This is a genomic window from Oceanotoga teriensis, assembly GCF_003148465.1.
In the GTDB taxonomy this organism is placed as follows: domain Bacteria; phylum Thermotogota; class Thermotogae; order Petrotogales; family Petrotogaceae; genus Oceanotoga; species Oceanotoga teriensis.
In genome coordinates, this window is the sequence record NZ_QGGI01000026.1 from 14,102 (window position 1) to 31,644 (window position 17,543).

The following is a 17,543-nucleotide window of genomic DNA, read 5'->3' on the forward strand; positions in this document are numbered from 1 at the left end:
TATTATAAAATATATTGAAAACGATATATCGTTAACGATATTAAGAGGTGAAATATGAAAAATATTCCATTTATAAAAGCTACTATTTTAAATTATTTGTATTCTAAAAAAGAACTTACTGGATATGATTTTATGAAATTTTGTTCGAAACAAAATATAAAAATCTCTCCTGGAAGTGTTTATCCTCATTTAAAAAAATTAGAAAATGATGGTTATATAAAGTATAAAAAAGAAGGAAAGAAAAAAGTATATACTTTTACAGAAGAAGGATTGAATTATTTTAAAAGTTTAAATATATCAAATGAATTAATAGATAAGACATTTAATAAAGTTCAATTTGTTATAAATTGCAATTGTGAAAATGTGAACTATGAAATTAAAAATAATATAAAAAATCTTATTAAAGAACTTTCTGATTTAGATTGGAAGAAAAAAAATGATATTTTAAATTTTTTAGATAAAATAAATATACTTGAAAAAAGTATAATAAAATTTTTGAATGAAGGGAGTAATCAGATATGAAAGTTGTTATAGTTGGGGGAGTAGCTGGAGGAGCAACAGCTGCAGCAAGATTAAGAAGATTGGATGAAAAAATAGAAATAATTATTATTGAAAGGGGAGAGCATGTAAGTTTTGCTAATTGTGGATTACCTTATCATATAGGAAATATAATAAAAGAAAGAGATCAACTATTATTAGAAACTCCAGAAACATTTAAAAACAAATTAAATATAGATGTAAGAACCAAAAATGAAGTTATAGAAATAAATAAAATTGATAAAAAAATTAAAGTTCAAAATTTAAATAATAAAAATATTTATTTTGAAAATTATGATTATTTAATTTTATCTCCTGGTGCTAAACCTATAAAACCAAGAATTGAAGGTATTCAAAGTGAAGGTGTTTTTGTTTTAAGAAATGTTGAAGATATGGATAATATAAAAGAATATATAAAAAATAGAGAAAAAATTCTTGTTGTTGGTGGAGGATTTATAGGTATAGAAATGGCTGAAAATTTATTACATATAGGTAAAAGTGTTGAAATAGTTGAAATGGCCGATCAATTAATGACACCTGTTGATTATGAAATAGCTTCTATAATTCACAATCATTGTAATGATAAAGGCTTGAAATTAAATCTTTCAAATGCTGTTACTAAAATAGAAAAGGAAAATAATTTTTTAAAAGTGTTATTTTCTAATGGAGAAAGTAAAAACTTTGATGTAATTATAATGTCAACAGGTGTAATACCTGAAAAAGAATTGGCTTTGAATTGCGGTTTAGAATTGGGTAATACTGGAATAAAAGTAAATGAATATATGCAAACTTCATGTGAAAATATATATGCCGTTGGTGATGCTGTTGAAATTAATAATTTAATAAGTGGACAAAAGAACCTTATACCTCTTGCAGGTCCAGCTAATAAACAAGCAAGAATAGCAGCTAATAATATATATTATGGAAATAAAGAAAAATATAAAGGAGCTTTGGGAACTTCTATTGCTAAAATATTTGATATGACTATCGCATCGACTGGGTTAAATGAAAAAAGACTAAAAGCAATGAAAATAGATTATATTAGTTCTATTACCACTTCAAAGTCTCATGCCGGATATTATCCTGGTGCTTCTCTTATAACTTTAAAAATCCTTTTTAATAGAGATGGAAAGATATTTGGCGCTCAAGCTGTTGGAGAAGATGGAGTCGATAAAAGAATAGATGTTATATCAACAGCGATAAAAGCTGGATTAAAAGTTTGGGATTTAGAAGAATTAGAATTAACCTATGCACCGCCTTTTGGTTCAGCAAAAGATCCTGTTAATTATGCAGGTTTTGTTGCTAATAATATAATCAAAGGTGATATAGAAGTTATTGATTGGGATAAAATTAAAGAAATTGAAAATCATATTATATTAGATGTCAGAAATAAAGATGAAATAAATGATAATAATATAATAAAAGAGGGAAGTTTTATAAATATTCCATTATCTGAATTGAGAAAAAATTTGAATATGCTTGAAAAAGATAAAACTTATATAACTTATTGTACAATGGGATTAAGAGGATATATTGCATATAGGATTTTAAAATTGAATGGTTATAAAGTTTATAATTTAAATGGTGGATTTAGAGTTTATTCAAACGCAAAAAAAAGTAAAAAAATGCATAAATAAAAATAAAAAAGAGTTAGTTCAATATTAGTGATATGAACTAACTCTTTTTTTTATTTTGATATATTTTTAGAATATTTTTTTTCTGTTTTATTATGTAATATTTTTACTGCAAAATATAAGGTGATAAATCCAAAAATTAAACTAATGGATCCTGCAATTAATAATCCAAACTTAGCTAAAAAACCAACTATTAAAAAACCTGTAAATGATATTATTGCAACTGTGGTTGCATATGGAAATTGAGTCTGAACATGATCTATATGATGACAACCTGCTCCTGTTGAACTCAATATGGTAGTATCTGATATAGGTGAAGCATGATCTCCATATATTGCACCAGAAAGAACACCAGATACCATAGGAATTATTAAATCAAGTCTTCCTGTATGTAAAGCCATAGGGATTGCTATTGGAATGAGTATACCAAAAGTTCCCCAACTTGTTCCGGTTGAAAAAGATACAATTCCAGATATTATAAAAAATAATGCAGGCATTATTTCTATAGGGAAATTATCACTTGCAAGACTTACGATATATTCTCCAGTTTGAAGATCGTTTCTTATAATAGATCCTATTGTCCATGCAAATATTAATATTTTTATTGCTGGTAGCATCATTTTAAAACCTTTATAAGATAGAGAACCGAACTCTTTAAAATTTATAGTTTTTCTAATTAAAAAATAAATTATAGTAAAAATTAAAGAAATTAACCCACCCCAGAATAATGCAAAAGCAGAATTCATATTTTCGAAAGCTACTGCAAGATTATTTTCTCCGCCAAATAAAACAAAATCTCCTGTATAAAGCATAAAAGATATTATAGATATAATTAATACGAGAACCGGGAGAACTAAATCAATAACTTTACCATTTTTACCAGGAATAACATCCATTTCAACTTCGTTTGATGCATCTTTATTACCATTAAATAAATCATTATTAAATTCAGCATTATATTCATGTTCATACATAGGGCCAAAATCAAATTTTTTAACGCTTATTAGTATAACCATAAAAATTGTCAAGATTGCATAAGAATTAAAAAATATAGAACTTAAAAATACATTATAAGGATTAAAATTAGAAAGTTCACCTGTGCCAACTCCTGATTGAGTTAATTGTGAAATAACCTCTGCAACCCAGCTTGATATAGGTGCAATTATACAAATTGGGGCAGCTGTTGAATCTATTATGTAAGCTAATTTAGCCCTAGAAATATTATGTTTATCAGTAACAGGTTTCATTACAGTTCCAACTGTTAAAGAATTGAAATAATCATCTAAAAATATTAAAATTCCGAGTAAAAAAGTTGATAAAGAAGCACCTTTTTTTGAATTTATTTTTTTAGATGCCCAATTTCCATAAGCAAGAGCACCACCAGCTCTTGATATCAAAGCTACCATTATTCCAAGAATTATTAAAAATAATAAAATAAATAAATTCCAAGAATCATTAAATGATTCAAAGGATTTAAAATTAGAAAATTCTAAATTATCCCACATTAATTTTATTATTTTTACAAAAGCATCTATAATATTTCCATGAGTGACGATTAAAGCACCGGATAAAATTCCAGCAAAAAGTGATAATAAAACCCTTTTGGTTAAAAAAGCCAAACCAATTGCCACGATAGGTGGAATTAGAGACCAAAAACCATAATCCATAAAAAAACAACTCCTTCAAAAAATGATAAAATAAAAGTGCTTCTCCTGTGGAGAAGCACTAATTAAATGACAAATTAGCTGAACGGCTCTCCACAAAAGCGTGACAATTATAAAGATATTTTCTTTATAACCAGAAGTATGAGTTGAGGAAAACTCATATTCTTCGGCACTATCGCCTTTCATCTAAATCATATCTTCCTCAAGATTTCAATTTAGATTACTGATCTTTAGTGCTCCTCCGTTCTTACAAACATATTAACTTCGTACAGATTATAACATCAAAAAAAAATAATTCAATTAAATAAATGTAAATAAGGTAACTTTATAAATATTTTTCCATTTTTAAATGTTCAATTCCAGCTTCTAAAAAAATATCTGAAATAGATTTATAACCCAATTTTTCATAAAATTTTTTTGCAGAAAGTTGAGAATTCAAAGTTATCTTTTTTACTTTTCTTTTCAATAAATCACTTTCAATATAGTTAATAAGTTCTTTCCCGAGACCTTTTTTTCTGAATTCATATATAGTTGCAACACGTTCGAGTTTAACTTCAGAACTATTTAAATATCTTACTCTTGCAGTACAAACAGGATTTTCGTCATGTATAAGAACATAGTGAATACAACCTGCATCTAAACCGTCTAATTCAAGATTTGGTGGTACATTTTGTTCTTCGATAAAGACTTTTTTTCTAATATCATAAGCCATTTTAAAAAAATCTACATCTTTAAATAAAAAAGAAAAAATAGAAATATTCATAAATACACCTCAAACAATAAAAGTTATTACTATAATTATAACATAAAGTTCATTGACACTTTATTATAAAATATTGTATAATTATATTACCTTTACTCAGTTTAGTGGATTAAATACCCTTTACTTGGTTTTAGGAATAAAATTTGGGAGTGATATTAAGATGGCTAGAGGATTAGAACAAGACTATAAGAAAGAACTTATAGAAGAATTTAAAATTAATCAAAAGGATACGGGATCTGTTGAAGTTCAAGTTGCTATTCTTTCTGCAAGGATAAAACATATAACCGATCATTTAAAAAAACATCCTAAGGATTTTCATTCAAGAAGAGGTTTGATGTCAATGGTTGGAAAGAGAAGAAAGATGCTTAAATACTTGAAAAAGGAAAAACCAGAATTATATCAAGAAATGATAAAAAAACTTCAAATAAGAGGATAATCAAAGCGGGGTAGAATAACCCTGCTTTTTTGTTATTAAAATCAATAAAATATGGTAGAATATAATGAAATGAATTAATACAGAGAGGTGAAATGAATGAAATTTTGGGAAAAAGAAATATTCGGAAGAAAACTTAGAATCGAAAATGGAAAAATGGCTAAACAATCACATGGTTCTATCTTGTTGACTTTTAACGAATCTACAATATTATTAACCGTTAATGCATCTGAAACTGCTAAACCAGGAACAGATTTTTTACCTTTAACAGTAGATTTTAAAGAAAAATTTTATGCAATAGGAAAAATTCCTGGTGGATTCGTTAAAAGAGAAGGAAGACCATCTGAAGAAGCTATTTTATCTTCAAGACTTATAGATAGACCTATAAGGCCTTTATTTCCAAAGGATTTTCATAATGAAATACAGGTAATATCAACTGTTTTTTCTATGTTAAATGATGATTCTATTGAAACTTGGAGTATAGCAGCAGCTTCTCTTGCTTTGAATATATCTCCAATACCTTTTAACGGTGTTGTAGCTGGTGTTAGAGTAGGATTGATTGATGGAGAATATATAGCTTTTCCAACTCAAGAACAACTTTCAAAATCAGAAATAGACATAGTTGTTGCTGGTTCAAAAGAAGCTATTACAATGGTTGAAGGAGAAGCACATGAAGTTAGTGAAGAAATTATGGTTGAAGCATTGAATTTTTCTCATAAGGCTATAAAAGAAATAATATCTATTCAAGAAGAAATTATATCTGAATTTAATATAGAAAAATGGGAAGTTGAAGTGCCAGAATATCCTGAAGAGTTTATAAATGATTTTAAATCTTTAATAAATAAAGAAACTCTTTTTGAAGCGCTTATGGTAGAAGGTAAAAAAAATAAAGATAAAAAACTAAAGGAATTCAAGGATTCAGTATTTGAAAAGTTTGAAGAATTATATCTTGATAAATGGACAGAAGAATTTTATCTTGAAAAGAAAAGTTATTTAAAAGAAACTTATGAAGAAATATTTAAGAAACTCATGAGAAGATCTATAGTAGATGATAATAAAAGAGCCGATGGAAGAAAGATAGACGAAATAAGACCTATTACATGTGAAATAGGAGTCATTCCAAGAGTTCATGGTTCTGCACTCTTTACTAGAGGAGAGACTCAATCTTTAGGAATAACAACACTTGGAGCACCTATGGATGTTCAAATGGTTGATACTATTTTTTCTGACGAAGATAAAAGATTTATGTTACATTATAATTTTCCACCATTTTCAACTGGAGAAGTAAGACCTTTAAGAGGCCCAGGAAGAAGAGAGATAGGTCATGGTCATCTTGCAGAAAGATCACATAAAAATTTAATACCTTCAGAATCTGAATTTCCATATACAATAAGAGTTGTATCTGAAATATTAGAATCAAATGGTTCATCTTCTATGGCTACAGTATGTTCAGCTTCTTTGTCCATGATGGATGCCGGAATACCTCTAAAAAAACATGTTGCTGGTGTTGCCATGGGTTTAATATTTGAAGAAGATAAAAATGTAGTGTTAACTGATATTCTTGGAATTGAAGATCATTTAGGAGATATGGATTTTAAAGTTACTGGAACGAGAGAAGGAATAACAGCTTTTCAGATGGATGTAAAAGTTGATAAAGTAAATGAAGAAATAATGCGTGAAGCTCTTGATAGAGCTAAAATTGCAAGATTAAAAATATTAAATTTAATGTATGATGCTATATCTGAACCAAGACCAGAACTTTCTCCATTTGTACCTAAAATAAAAACTATTACAATACCAGTAAACAAAATTGGAGATGTCATTGGACCTGGTGGAAGAATAATAAAGAAAATAAATGAGACATATAATACAGAGACATCCATTGATGATGAAGGAATTGTTAAAGTTAGTGGTATGGCTGAAGATATGGTAGATAAAGCAATAAAATATATAACAGGTCTCGTATCTGAAATAGAAAAAGGAAAAGTATATGAAGGAAAAATAAAAAGAGTAGAAAAATACGGAGTTTTTGTGGAAGTTTTGCCTGGAAAATCAGGATTATTACATATTTCAAATATGTCAAAAAAACCAACTGAATTAAAAATTGATGATAAAATAAATGTAGAAGTAATAAGTATAGAATCTCAATCTAAATTCCAATTAAAAGAAGAAGGATATGAAAAACCTAAACGTGCTCCAAGACCAGAGAAAACTTCAAATGATAAAAATGATTCAAATAATGATGAAAAAAAAGATAAAGATATAGAAAAAGAAAATGGGGGTAATTAATTTTGTACAGTTTACATAAAATGAAAAATGGCATGGATGTTATACTTCTCCCAAGAAAGACTATGAGAAGTGCTGCTGTTATGTACTGTGTAAAAACAGGTTCTTCTCATGAAAAAGAAGAAATAGCTGGAATATCTCATTTTATAGAACACACAGTTTTTAGAAAAACTAAAAATAGAAATAATATAATGATAAAAAAACCTCTTGAAGAAGTTGGTGGAAGTTTAAATGCTTTTACTACAAGAAACATGACAGTTTTTTACTCAAAAGTTCCAAGTATAGAAATAGAAACAGCTATAGATATACTTTCCGATATAACTTTTAATGCTACGCTCATAGATGAAGACATAGAAAAAGAAAGAAATGTAATACTTGAAGAAATTGCAATGTATGAAGATGATCCAGTAGATTTAACTTTTGAAAATCTTTCTAAAAATATTTTCGATGAAGATTTTGCAAGACCTGTTATAGGATATAAGCATACCGTTAGAGAATTAAATAATAGAAAACTTTATCCTTATTACAAAAAACATTATAATCCTTCAAATACAATAGTTGTAGTTTCTGGAGGATTTGATGAAGAAAAAATATTGAAAAAATTTAAAGAGATGAATATTGGAGAGTCTGGTATTAATAATGACTTTAAAAGTCCGATATTAAAAAAAGAAGATATATTAATAAAAAAGACAAAGAAAGAATTATCTCAAAATTATATAATAAATGCATTTAAAGCTCCAAATAAAAAAAGTGAATATTATTATCCAAGTCTCATATTGAACACTTTATTAGGAAGTGGGATGAGTTCTCTTTTATTCAATAAAATAAGAGAAGAAGAAGGATTAGTATATGAGATTGCTACGGATTACAATGCCTATAGAGAAAATGGATTATTTTTGATATTTGCTGCTACTACATCTGAGAATATAAAAAATTATAATGATAGATTAAGTGAAACCATATATAATTTTAGTGATAGAAAAGATTTAAATGAGTGGTTTAATTATGGTAAAAAAAGATTAATAGGTAGATTAACTATAGACATTGAAAGTAATGTAGCACTTGGAATGAACACATTGGATTCTTATTTAACTTATGGAAGAATTGTAAATATAGATGAAATTGTTGAAAAAATCCAAAAAGTACAAATGGAAGATGTTATTGAAGCTTCAAATATTATATTTTCTTCTAATAGATATACATCTATGTTAAATCCCGAATAAAGGGTTAATTATGGAGGGGACTTATTATGAGAAAGGTTTTATTTTCTGATTTACAACCAGGTTATGTAATTGCTGAGGATGTTACAAAAAATTCTATTATATTATTATCAGAAGGAACAGTTCTAACTGCTCATGATATACAACAATTAAAAAATTATTCTATAAAAATGGTATATGTTTATGATGAAGACGATTTTCAAATGGATAAAGATATAAAGATAATATTTAAAGAAATACCTCCAGTAGTTGAAAAACAAAAATATGAGTCATGGACTAATCAATTCGAAAAAGTAAAAGATATAACAAAATTGAATGAAAACTCAGAAGAATTAAATACATTAGTAAAAGATATATACTCAACTTTTGTTGAAGAAGAAAATATAGTTTTAAATCTTTTTCATGCAATAGGTGATGAAGCTTTAACAGCACATTCTATAAATACGGCGATTATATCTTCAATAATCTCTGTAAATTTAAAGATGCCTTATGTATTTACATTTCAACTTTTAAAAGCAAGTCTTTTACATGATATAGGATATTCTTTTTTAGGAGAAAGAGTTATAAATGACTATGAAGATCTTGAAAATAAAACTGTAAAATCACATTTAATATCTGGATACAAAGCTATGAAAAATTTTAAAGATAATATATCTAAAGAAGCAATAGATGCAATACTTGAACATCATGAAAGATATGATGGAAAAGGAATATTTATGAGATTATCTGGGGAGAGAATAAATCCTTTGGTAAGAATACTTCAAGTTGGAGATGCTTATGATTCAATGATAGAATCTGGAAAAAATCCATATGAAGCAATAAGTTTCCTTTTAAAGCAGTCTGGAAAGATGTTCGATCCATATTATGTGAGTACATTTTTTTCTATAACTGGATTATATCCAACAGGTACAACTGTTCTTTTAAATAATAATAAAAAAGCTATAGTTGTAAAAAAAGGACGTGCAACAGTGTTCCCCGTCGTTGAAATGGATGGTGAAAGAATAGAAACTGGATCTGAAACTGGTATATTTATAAAAGAGGTTTTAAAAGGTGAATGAGTTTCGAAATGTTGAAAAAATAAATCCCTTTAAATACATATTAGCTGTTGATATACCATATTTAAATTTAGAAAAAGGTATAATAATAAATGAAAGAATCAAAAATACCATTTTAGCTAATGGTATTTTTGTTATACCTGTATATGAAAATAAAGCTTATGATATGGCTATTCTTGATGAAGAACAATTAAATGAAGGGTATTATGAAATAAAAAATGAATTAACAAGACTCGAAAGAAATAAATATTTTGATAAAAAAAAACTAAAAGAAATTTCGGATAACATATCAAAAAAAATGATTAAAAATAAAGAAAATTTAATATATTTACCTTTAAAAAAATTACAAGAATATGATGAATATACTTATACTCATTCTTTGAATGTATGTGTTGTTGCAACTTTAATAGCAAGAAATATGGGGCTTAGAGAGAAAATGGTGAGAAAAGTTTCTTTTTCTGCCTTAATTCATGATATAGGCAAAACAAAAATATCTAATGAAATTTTAAACTCTCCAAATAAATTAAATGATGAGGAGTTTAGAATTATAAAAAATCATGTTAGATATGGTTATGAAATTGCATTAAAAAATAAAATAATTGATGAAGATGTCCTCGGTGGGATATTATATCATCATGAAAAATTTGATGGAAGAGGTTATTTGTATAACAAAAGCGATTTAGAAATTCCTCTCGTAGCGAGAATAATAACTATAGCTGATGTTTATGATGCTTTAACTTCAAAAAGAAGTTATAAAAAACCTTGGAATAATTATGAAACAATTTCTTTTATAATACAAAATGTTGAAAAGATATTTGATAAAGATATAGTATCAGTATTTATAAAAATTATTGGATTATATCCTCCTGGTACAAAAGTAATGTTAAATGACTATTCAGTTGGAACTGTTGTGGCTGCAAGAGAAACAAATGAACTTCAACCTTTAATTCAAATTGGTGAATGCTTAATTGATCTGAAACAAGAAAACAAATACATATTAAAAGTCTTTAAGGAGTAGATTATATGAAAAAGAATATTTCTGAAAGTCTTGAAAATTATTTAAGAGTAGTCTATATATTACATATAGATGGAAAAATACCAAGAATAAAAGAAATTTCTAAAATGCTTGAAGTTAGAGATGCTTCTACTGTTGAGGCTATAAAAAAGCTTGAAAAACTTGGATATGTAACTCATGAAAAATATGGATATATAGATTTAACAGATAAAGGACTTTCTGAAGCGGAAAGAGTTTATAGAAAATATATAACTCTTGTAGATTTTTTTGTAAATATGCTTAATTTATCTAAAGAAGAAGCATATAAATTAGCTTGTGGTGTTGAACATCATATGACAGAAAACTTTTTTGTGTCTTTAGAATCTTTATTGATATTTTTAAAAAGAAACCCAATAGAATATAAAAAGCTTCAAGATTTTACAAAAAAATATAAATCTCAATTACCGCATATTTTTAGAACAACGCTTGATGAAATAGAAATAGAAGAAGAAGTTGAAATTTTGGATATATCCGGTGATCAAGATATGAAAGAAAAAATATTTAAAATGGGTATATATCCTGGGATGAGTGTATCTGTAAAAGAAAAAAACGAAAATAGTTTAGAAATAAATTTAAATTCAAAACTTTTAATAATTTCAATTGAAGATGCTAAAATGATAATAGTAGAATAAAAGGAGGTATAAAAATGTTGACTAAAGTAGAAAAAGCCTCGCAATATATAAAAGACAAAACCGACAAAAAACCTATTATAGGATTAATACTTGGTTCTGGTTTAGGTTATATAGCAGATAAAATTGAAGAAAAAAAAGAGTTTAATTATGATGAAATACCTTTTTTCCCAACTTCAACAGTAAAAGGACATGATGGAAAATTAGTCCTTGGAAAATTGGATGGAGTTTCAGTTGTTGCATTAAAAGGAAGATTTCATGCATATGAGGGATTAGATATAAAAAAAATAACTTTTCCAATATATGTCATGAAAAATCTTGGAATTAAAGGATTGATTTTAACGAATGCTTCTGGTGGAATAAATAGGACATTTAATCCTGGGGATATAGTTGCTAATACTGATTATATAAATGTATCATTTAGAAATCCGTTGATAGGACCTAATTATGAAGAGTTGGGTCAAAGATTTGTACCTATGGCTGAACCAATAGATATTAATTGGGCTAATAGAGTTATAAAGGAATGTGCTGAAAAAGATAATATAAGTATAAAAAAAGGCACATATGCTTGGTATTTAGGCCCTAATTATGAAACTCCGGCGGAAATAAAAATGTTTGAAAAATTTCATGCCGATCTTGTAGGAATGTCAACCATGCCAGAAATAATTGCAGCAAATCATGCTGAAATAAATGTTATAGCTTTCTCAGCTGTAACAAACATGGCCAGTGGAATATTACCAAAAAAATTAAATCATTCTGAAGTTATACAGATTGCAGATAAGATAAAACCACAATTTGAACAAGTTGTAAAAAATGCAATAAAGCTATTTTAAAGAGGAGGAATTAATTTTGATAAAGGAAATAATAAATGAAATAAAAAATGCAGATACAATATTAGTTGCAGGTCATATAATGCCTGATGGAGATGATTTGAGTTCTGTCACTTCTATGGTTATGGGATTAGAAAAAATAGGCAAAAAAGTTGTAGGAGTAATAGATGATGAAATTCCAGAATACTTATCTGGATTTGAAGCTATAAATAAATGTGTTAGAGATTTTGACTGTGCTAAAAACAATCCTGCAGACTTGATAATAATAGTAGATGCATCTTCACCTGATAGAGTAGGAAGAGTACAGGACCTTTTTGAATATAAAAGAGTAATCGTTATAGATCATCATGCAACAAATTTAAATTATGGCAATATTAATTGGGTTGTTCCAGAATCTGCATCAGCTGCTCAATTAGTTCTTGAGGTGCTCAAAGAATTAAATGTAGAATATGATGAAGAACTTGCAACCATAAACTTATTAGGTATAGCAACAGATACAGGCTTTTTTAAATATTCTAATACAAATTCTAAGGTATTCACAGATGCAGCTTATTTAGTTGATAAAGGTGCAAATTTAAATAAAATAACTAATCAAATTCTTGAAAATAAACCAATAGAACATATAAAATTAATGAAAGATGTATTAGAAGAAATGAGATTTGAATTTGATAATAAGCTTGCTTATTCCACAGTAAGTTTAGAAATGTTAAATAAATATGGAATAGAGCAAAAAGACACACCTCCTTTTGTTGGGGATCTGAGATCTTTAAGAGGTGTTGAAGTTGCTATAATGTATAATCAAGCAAAAGATAATGAATATCATATATCCATGAGATCTAAATCATGGTTTGATGTATCAGAAGTTGCTGTTCATTTTGGTGGTGGTGGTCACAAAAAAGCAGCTGGTTTTAGCTACAAAACTGATAATATTGAAGAACTTATGAAAAAAGTATCTAATTTTATAGGAGAAAAGTTATAAAATAATGCTTAGTATATTTCTTTTTTTAATATGGATGATTATGATGAATGATTTTTCTGATTTTTCTATAATAATGGGAATAATATTTGTTCTTTTTACTGAATATATAACAAATATATTTTTTGATAAAAAAATAAAAGGAACAGTAGAAATATTTATATCTTCTTTAGGTACAATATTGAATATGTATAAATCAACAATAACGTTTTTACCTTTAATATTTAAGAAAAATCATTCTGGATTAGTTTCATATAAAGTAAAGAATAAAAGTAAATCTCAAAAAGTTGCTATATCAAATAGCATAACTCTTACTCCAGGGACATTATTTGTAGATGAGTTTGATGATTATTTATTAATACATAAAATAGCGTCGAGCGAAGAAGAAGCACATTCTAAAAAAGATGTTTGGGAAGGAGAGTTATTTTGAACAACATAATACAAATATTTTTAATGTTATCATTAATAATAACAGTATATAAATTAATAAACGGCCCCACACAGTGGGACCGTTTATTGGCATATAGTTCATTTTCATCAAAAGTGATTTTAATAATGTTAATATATATATTTGAATCAAAACAATTTTTTCTTTTGGATATGATAATAGTTTTTCTTTTATTAAATATTTTTGGAATATTGATAACCACACGTTTTTTACAAAAAGGTGGTAAGAAAAAATGATATCTAATATACTTTTCTATTTAGGAATGATATTAATAATAATTGGTACGTATGGAATGATAAGAATGAAAGATTTTTATTCAAGAATCCAAGCTGTTGGAATTTCTGATACAGTGGGAATTTTTACCATTTTAATATCTTTAATGATAAAAAATCCGGAACATATCTCTAAACTGATAATAATTTCAATACTTTTATTAATAACTTCTCCCGTTATATCGCATCTTTTAGCTTTTGGAGCTTCAAAAAGTGATATAAAAGTCAGGGGGAATAAGAAATGATATTAATGATATACGGCTTTTTTATTATATTGATAATAATTTCAATATATATTTTATTTCAAAATAACAATTTAAATGCTTTAATAGCCTATGGAATATTCGGTGCTGCAATATCAGGGATCTTTTTTTTAATGAATGCTCCGGATGTGGCTTTAGTAGAAATAACTGTTGGATCTGCTTTCATATTTTTTATATATTTAATAGCTATAAAAAAAGTAGCTAAAATAAAAGTTTTATATTTAGAAACACCATATATGATAGAAGAAATAAATGATGAATTGAGAGGATTTGAATATAATCTTATAAAAGAATTTCTTGATGAAAAAGGATTAGAAGCTAATTTTATAAAAATTAAAACAAAAAAACCACTTATGGAACTAAAAGATTATGGAGATATACTTATAGGAGGTATTTGCCCTTTAATAGAAGTTGATGGAATAACATTTTCAAAAGAAATACTTCCTACAAAGATATTAAAATCAGGAAAAGGTTTAAAAAGTCCTATTGGAATAATATTGAAAAATAAAAATCAAAATATATACCCTGTTGAAGAATTAGAAGAAAACTTTATAATAGATTTAGTCAGATTAAAATATTTATTTTTACTGGGTAAGAAATTTGATGAAAAAGAATTACTTGAACTTCATAAAACTGGTTATAAAGTAGCATTTAATAAAAAAGATGAATTTTTGGCCAATGAATTTAATGAATATATAAGTCAAATAAAGAAAGATGAAAAAAAATATAATGAACTTATAAGGAGATACATAGGATGATAAAAAAAATGATCACCGTATTAAGTATAATTATATTAATTTCTATTCTCAGTATTGAAATTTTAAATATAAATGAAATATATAATCCTGTTTTTAAACCTCAAGATATAATAAATGAAAATGGATCTATAAATATGGTATCAGCTATAGTACTAGATTATAGACTGATAGATACTTTTTTTGAAGTACTTGTTTTCACTTTATCAGTAATAGGAATATCTTTTTATATGGAAAAGCTTCCAGAACAAAATAATATTTCTGTTGAAGAAAATAGCATAGTTGTTAAAATAATAACTCCAATACTATTTCAAATAATAGTTTTAGTAACATTATATATATCTGTTACAGGTCATTTAGGCCCTGGAGGTGGATTTACTGCTGGAGTAATACTCGGAACTGGACTTATAGGAGTTTCTTTTGTTAAACCTATAGATGAAATAGAAAAAATATTTATAAAATCCAAAATAGAAAAAGTAAAAATATTAGTTCCATTGATCATAGCTTTATATGGATTATTGGGATATTTTTGGAATGGGGCTTTTTTTTCTAATATTCCATTAAAAGGTAATCCAGGAGAATTATTCAGTGGTGGTGGAGCTATGTTATTGAATATTTTAATAGCATTTGAAGTATTTGCTGGTACATGGACAATTCTGTATAAGTTTATAAAGCATAGGGGGACTATATAATGCATATATACATTATACTTTCACTAATTATTTCTGCAATAGGACTTATTGGAACTATAATAAAAAGAGATATGATATTAAAACTTATAAATCTTGGAGTATTCCAATCTGGAAATGTTTTGTTTTTTGTTTCCATTGCATACAAAGGATTATCTCCAATAATCACTTTGAATATTGATAAATATTCAGATCCTTTGATACATTCTTTTTTATTGACAGTAGTAGTTATAGGTTTTGCAAATCTTTCTTTAATGCTTGTATTTATAATGATTTTATCTAATAAAATAAAAACACATCTTATAGATGAAATAGAAGATAAAATAAGTAGGGGATGAGTATGTATTTAACTTTAGCTTTAATACCAATATCTGCAGGAATAATATGTTACTTAATAAAATCAAAATATAAAAATATTCCTGTTTATATAAGTTTTATCTATAATTTTTTTATAATAATGAGTTCAAAACCTGGGAATTTTACTCCAGGTAATTATGATTTTATAAGAGGCATAGAATTTGTTTTTAATGCTGAAATAAGGATTTTATTATTATCAGTTTTATTATTTTTTATACTAATATTTTTTAGAGTTAAAGATATTTATAAAAAAGAGTTCAACCTATTTTTTTTAGTTTTATATGGAAGTATAAATAGTTTTTTTATGAGTAGAGATTTTTTTAATATATATGTGCATATAGAATTAATATCTATAATAATATTTTTATTAATAGCCATGGATAGAAATACAAAAAGAATATGGGCATCTATGAAATATATGTTTATGAGTACAATAGCCTTACAATTTTATTTGATTGGGGTAGGAATAATATATATGAAAAGTGGAACATTAAATCTTCCATATAATTTAGAAAAAGGTATTGATACAATACCATATATATTAATAACATTTTCATTATTAATTAAATCTGGAGGAATATTATTATCTGGTTGGTTACCTGATGCACATTCAGAAGCTATAAAAGGAATATCTCCTCTATTATCTGGATTAATTGTAAAAATAGGTTTATATACAATATATTTAATATCTCCGTCAATAGATACAAAAATAAATAATATAATAATTTATTATTCTTTAATAACAGCTACGATTTCTTCAATATTTACATTATTTGAGGATGACATAAAAAAAATGCTTGCTTTTTCTACAATGACAAATATGAGTTATGGATTACTTATAATATTAATAAATAAAGATCTCTTTATTTATTTTATAATTTATCATATGTTCAGTAAAGGTATATTATTTTTTATATTTGAAGATATATATGAAAAAGAAAAAACTAAATCATTAACAAAATTAAATGGAAGTTTTATTTCTATAGATATATATATATTAATGATAATATTATTTATGAGTCTTTCTGGAGTATATCCTTCGATGTTCTATTTTATAAAAAAATCACTTCCAAATTTTTTATTTTTAAATATTAATGTATTAATATCTGGAATGTATATGATAAAAGTATTAAAGAAATTTAAAATAAAAAAAGATATAAATTTTAAATATATAATTAATTATATTGTAATGTTTTTTTTGACATATATATATTCAAATAAAATATTTGAATATAAAAGTATAGAAATATCACCTTATATATACTTCTTTGTTGGAACTATATTATATATAATTTTAGAAAAAATATGTAATAAAAAAATAATATCATTTGAAAAAAAATTCAGAAATATAAAATTTTTTACATTAGAAAACTCTTTATTATATCAATTAATATTCCTTGTAATAATAATGAGTTTAAAGTATATTTAAAAATATAAACAAATGGATTAACGAATAATTAAGGAATAGTTCAAACAAAAGAAATTGACAGAATAAAAATAATATGATATTATTAAACACAGTTAAGCAAGGAATAAAAGCTATTTGAAAAGTGGATAGAAGAAAGCCAATAAGGTAAGGAAGAAAAAGACGTCAGAGAAAGAACTGAAGAAGGACAAACCATAAGGATGAAGGGTTTGATCCTGGCTCAGGGTGAACGCTGGCGGCGCGCCTAACACA

General features: G+C 26.0%; 19 protein-coding genes and 1 riboswitch. Of the genes, 17 read left to right on the forward strand and 2 right to left on the reverse strand.

The genetic code is table 11. From position 1 onward, the window contains the following. Window positions 1-54 precede the first annotated feature (54 nt). Together C7380_RS12400 and C7380_RS12405 are read left to right on the forward strand one after the other, a co-directional pair. The gene (locus C7380_RS12400; protein ID WP_109606404.1) at window positions 55-522 is read left to right on the forward strand and encodes a PadR family transcriptional regulator; all 468 of its coding nucleotides are present in this window, start codon (window positions 55-57) and stop codon (window positions 520-522) included. After that, on the forward strand, window positions 519-2,174 hold the full coding sequence (locus tag C7380_RS12405; RefSeq protein ID WP_109606406.1) for an FAD-dependent oxidoreductase: 1,656 nt from the start codon (window positions 519-521) through the stop codon (window positions 2,172-2,174). The genes C7380_RS12400 and C7380_RS12405 overlap by 4 nt, the downstream gene beginning before the upstream one ends. A 50-nt stretch (window positions 2,175-2,224) precedes the next feature. Here the strand turns inward: C7380_RS12405 and C7380_RS12410 are convergent, their stop codons facing one another. Both C7380_RS12410 and C7380_RS12415 read right to left on the reverse strand, forming a co-directional pair. Continuing rightward, entirely contained in the window at window positions 2,225-3,838 is a 1,614-nt protein-coding gene (locus tag C7380_RS12410) for a Na+/H+ antiporter NhaC family protein (protein WP_109606408.1), read from the reverse strand. A 75-nt stretch (window positions 3,839-3,913) separates the two neighbouring features. Further along, a riboswitch (Lysine riboswitch) is annotated at window positions 3,914-4,087 on the reverse strand. 73 nt (window positions 4,088-4,160) lie between these two features. Then, window positions 4,161-4,598, reverse strand: a complete 438-nt coding sequence (locus C7380_RS12415) for a GNAT family N-acetyltransferase (protein ID WP_109606410.1) — start codon at window positions 4,596-4,598, stop codon at window positions 4,161-4,163. Window positions 4,599-4,758: 160 nt separating this feature from the next. Between C7380_RS12415 and rpsO the strand changes: the two genes are divergently transcribed. From rpsO to C7380_RS12490, 15 genes are all read left to right on the forward strand, one after another. Continuing rightward, window positions 4,759-5,034 carry a 30S ribosomal protein S15 gene (gene rpsO, locus C7380_RS12420; protein WP_109606412.1) on the forward strand — a complete coding sequence of 92 codons (276 nt, stop codon included), beginning with the start codon at window positions 4,759-4,761 and terminating at the stop codon, window positions 5,032-5,034. A 96-nt stretch (window positions 5,035-5,130) separates the two neighbouring features. Further along, on the forward strand, window positions 5,131-7,320 hold the full coding sequence (locus C7380_RS12425) for a polyribonucleotide nucleotidyltransferase (protein ID WP_109606414.1): 2,190 nt from the start codon (window positions 5,131-5,133) through the stop codon (window positions 7,318-7,320). Window positions 7,321-7,322: 2 nt separating this feature from the next. Further along, on the forward strand, window positions 7,323-8,540 hold the full coding sequence (locus C7380_RS12430; RefSeq protein WP_109606416.1) for a M16 family metallopeptidase: 1,218 nt from the start codon (window positions 7,323-7,325) through the stop codon (window positions 8,538-8,540). A gap of 26 nt (window positions 8,541-8,566) precedes the next feature. Beyond that, window positions 8,567-9,595, forward strand: coding sequence for an HD-GYP domain-containing protein (locus C7380_RS12435; protein ID WP_109606418.1), 1,029 nt, complete (start codon window positions 8,567-8,569; stop codon window positions 9,593-9,595). Continuing rightward, complete coding sequence (locus C7380_RS12440) at window positions 9,588-10,610, forward strand: HD-GYP domain-containing protein (RefSeq protein ID WP_109606420.1); 1,023 nt, start codon at window positions 9,588-9,590, stop codon at window positions 10,608-10,610. Before C7380_RS12435 ends, C7380_RS12440 begins: the two co-directional genes overlap by 8 nt. 5 nt (window positions 10,611-10,615) lie before the next feature. After that, on the forward strand, window positions 10,616-11,278 hold the full coding sequence (locus C7380_RS12445) for a metal-dependent transcriptional regulator (RefSeq protein WP_109606422.1): 663 nt from the start codon (window positions 10,616-10,618) through the stop codon (window positions 11,276-11,278). Between the two features lie 14 nt (window positions 11,279-11,292). After that, the gene (locus C7380_RS12450; protein WP_109606423.1) at window positions 11,293-12,108 is read left to right on the forward strand and encodes a purine-nucleoside phosphorylase; all 816 of its coding nucleotides are present in this window, start codon (window positions 11,293-11,295) and stop codon (window positions 12,106-12,108) included. Window positions 12,109-12,124: 16 nt separating this feature from the next. Beyond that, the gene (locus C7380_RS12455; RefSeq protein ID WP_240597620.1) at window positions 12,125-13,084 is read left to right on the forward strand and encodes a DHH family phosphoesterase; all 960 of its coding nucleotides are present in this window, start codon (window positions 12,125-12,127) and stop codon (window positions 13,082-13,084) included. Between the two features lie 4 nt (window positions 13,085-13,088). Beyond that, on the forward strand, window positions 13,089-13,511 hold the full coding sequence (locus C7380_RS12460; RefSeq protein ID WP_109606425.1) for a Na+/H+ antiporter subunit E: 423 nt from the start codon (window positions 13,089-13,091) through the stop codon (window positions 13,509-13,511). Next, entirely contained in the window at window positions 13,508-13,765 is a 258-nt protein-coding gene (locus tag C7380_RS12465) for an MrpF/PhaF family protein (protein WP_109606427.1), read from the forward strand. Before C7380_RS12460 ends, C7380_RS12465 begins: the two co-directional genes overlap by 4 nt. Beyond that, window positions 13,762-14,046, forward strand: a complete 285-nt coding sequence (gene mnhG / locus C7380_RS12470) for a monovalent cation/H(+) antiporter subunit G (RefSeq protein ID WP_109606429.1) — start codon at window positions 13,762-13,764, stop codon at window positions 14,044-14,046. Before C7380_RS12465 ends, mnhG begins: the two co-directional genes overlap by 4 nt. After that, a complete protein-coding gene (locus tag C7380_RS12475) occupies window positions 14,043-14,822 on the forward strand; it encodes a hydrogenase subunit MbhD domain-containing protein (RefSeq protein WP_109606431.1) in 780 nt (259 codons plus the stop codon). Before mnhG ends, C7380_RS12475 begins: the two co-directional genes overlap by 4 nt. Next, the gene (locus C7380_RS12480; protein ID WP_109606433.1) at window positions 14,819-15,511 is read left to right on the forward strand and encodes an MnhB domain-containing protein; all 693 of its coding nucleotides are present in this window, start codon (window positions 14,819-14,821) and stop codon (window positions 15,509-15,511) included. The genes C7380_RS12475 and C7380_RS12480 overlap by 4 nt, the downstream gene beginning before the upstream one ends. Continuing rightward, complete coding sequence (locus tag C7380_RS12485) at window positions 15,511-15,846, forward strand: cation:proton antiporter subunit C (RefSeq protein WP_109606434.1); 336 nt, start codon at window positions 15,511-15,513, stop codon at window positions 15,844-15,846. The genes C7380_RS12480 and C7380_RS12485 overlap by 1 nt, the downstream gene beginning before the upstream one ends. Window positions 15,847-15,848: 2 nt before the next feature. Further along, on the forward strand, window positions 15,849-17,294 hold the full coding sequence (locus C7380_RS12490; protein ID WP_158274911.1) for a complex I subunit 5 family protein: 1,446 nt from the start codon (window positions 15,849-15,851) through the stop codon (window positions 17,292-17,294). Window positions 17,295-17,543: the final 249 nt, after the last annotated feature.

Excerpts from the sequence above, each read along its gene's own strand:
- C7380_RS12405 (WP_109606406.1), top strand. The coding sequence starts at position 519 with ATGAAAGTTGTTATAGTTGGGGGAGTAGCTGGAGGAGCAACAGCTGCA.
- mnhG (WP_109606429.1), top strand. The coding sequence starts at position 13,762 with ATGATATCTAATATACTTTTCTATTTAGGAATGATATTAATAATAATT.
- rpsO (WP_109606412.1), top strand. The coding sequence starts at position 4,759 with ATGGCTAGAGGATTAGAACAAGACTATAAGAAAGAACTTATAGAAGAA.
- C7380_RS12415 (WP_109606410.1), bottom strand. The coding sequence starts at position 4,598 with ATGAATATTTCTATTTTTTCTTTTTTATTTAAAGATGTAGATTTTTTT.
- C7380_RS12450 (WP_109606423.1), top strand. The coding sequence starts at position 11,293 with ATGTTGACTAAAGTAGAAAAAGCCTCGCAATATATAAAAGACAAAACC.
- C7380_RS12485 (WP_109606434.1), top strand. The coding sequence starts at position 15,511 with ATGCATATATACATTATACTTTCACTAATTATTTCTGCAATAGGACTT.
- C7380_RS12435 (WP_109606418.1), top strand. The coding sequence starts at position 8,567 with ATGAGAAAGGTTTTATTTTCTGATTTACAACCAGGTTATGTAATTGCT.
- C7380_RS12445 (WP_109606422.1), top strand. The coding sequence starts at position 10,616 with ATGAAAAAGAATATTTCTGAAAGTCTTGAAAATTATTTAAGAGTAGTC.
- C7380_RS12425 (WP_109606414.1), top strand. The coding sequence starts at position 5,131 with ATGAAATTTTGGGAAAAAGAAATATTCGGAAGAAAACTTAGAATCGAA.
- C7380_RS12480 (WP_109606433.1), top strand. The coding sequence starts at position 14,819 with ATGATAAAAAAAATGATCACCGTATTAAGTATAATTATATTAATTTCT.
- C7380_RS12475 (WP_109606431.1), top strand. The coding sequence starts at position 14,043 with ATGATATTAATGATATACGGCTTTTTTATTATATTGATAATAATTTCA.
- C7380_RS12460 (WP_109606425.1), top strand. The coding sequence starts at position 13,089 with ATGCTTAGTATATTTCTTTTTTTAATATGGATGATTATGATGAATGAT.
- C7380_RS12400 (WP_109606404.1), top strand. The coding sequence starts at position 55 with ATGAAAAATATTCCATTTATAAAAGCTACTATTTTAAATTATTTGTAT.
- C7380_RS12410 (WP_109606408.1), bottom strand. The coding sequence starts at position 3,838 with ATGGATTATGGTTTTTGGTCTCTAATTCCACCTATCGTGGCAATTGGT.
- C7380_RS12490 (WP_158274911.1), top strand. The coding sequence starts at position 15,849 with ATGTATTTAACTTTAGCTTTAATACCAATATCTGCAGGAATAATATGT.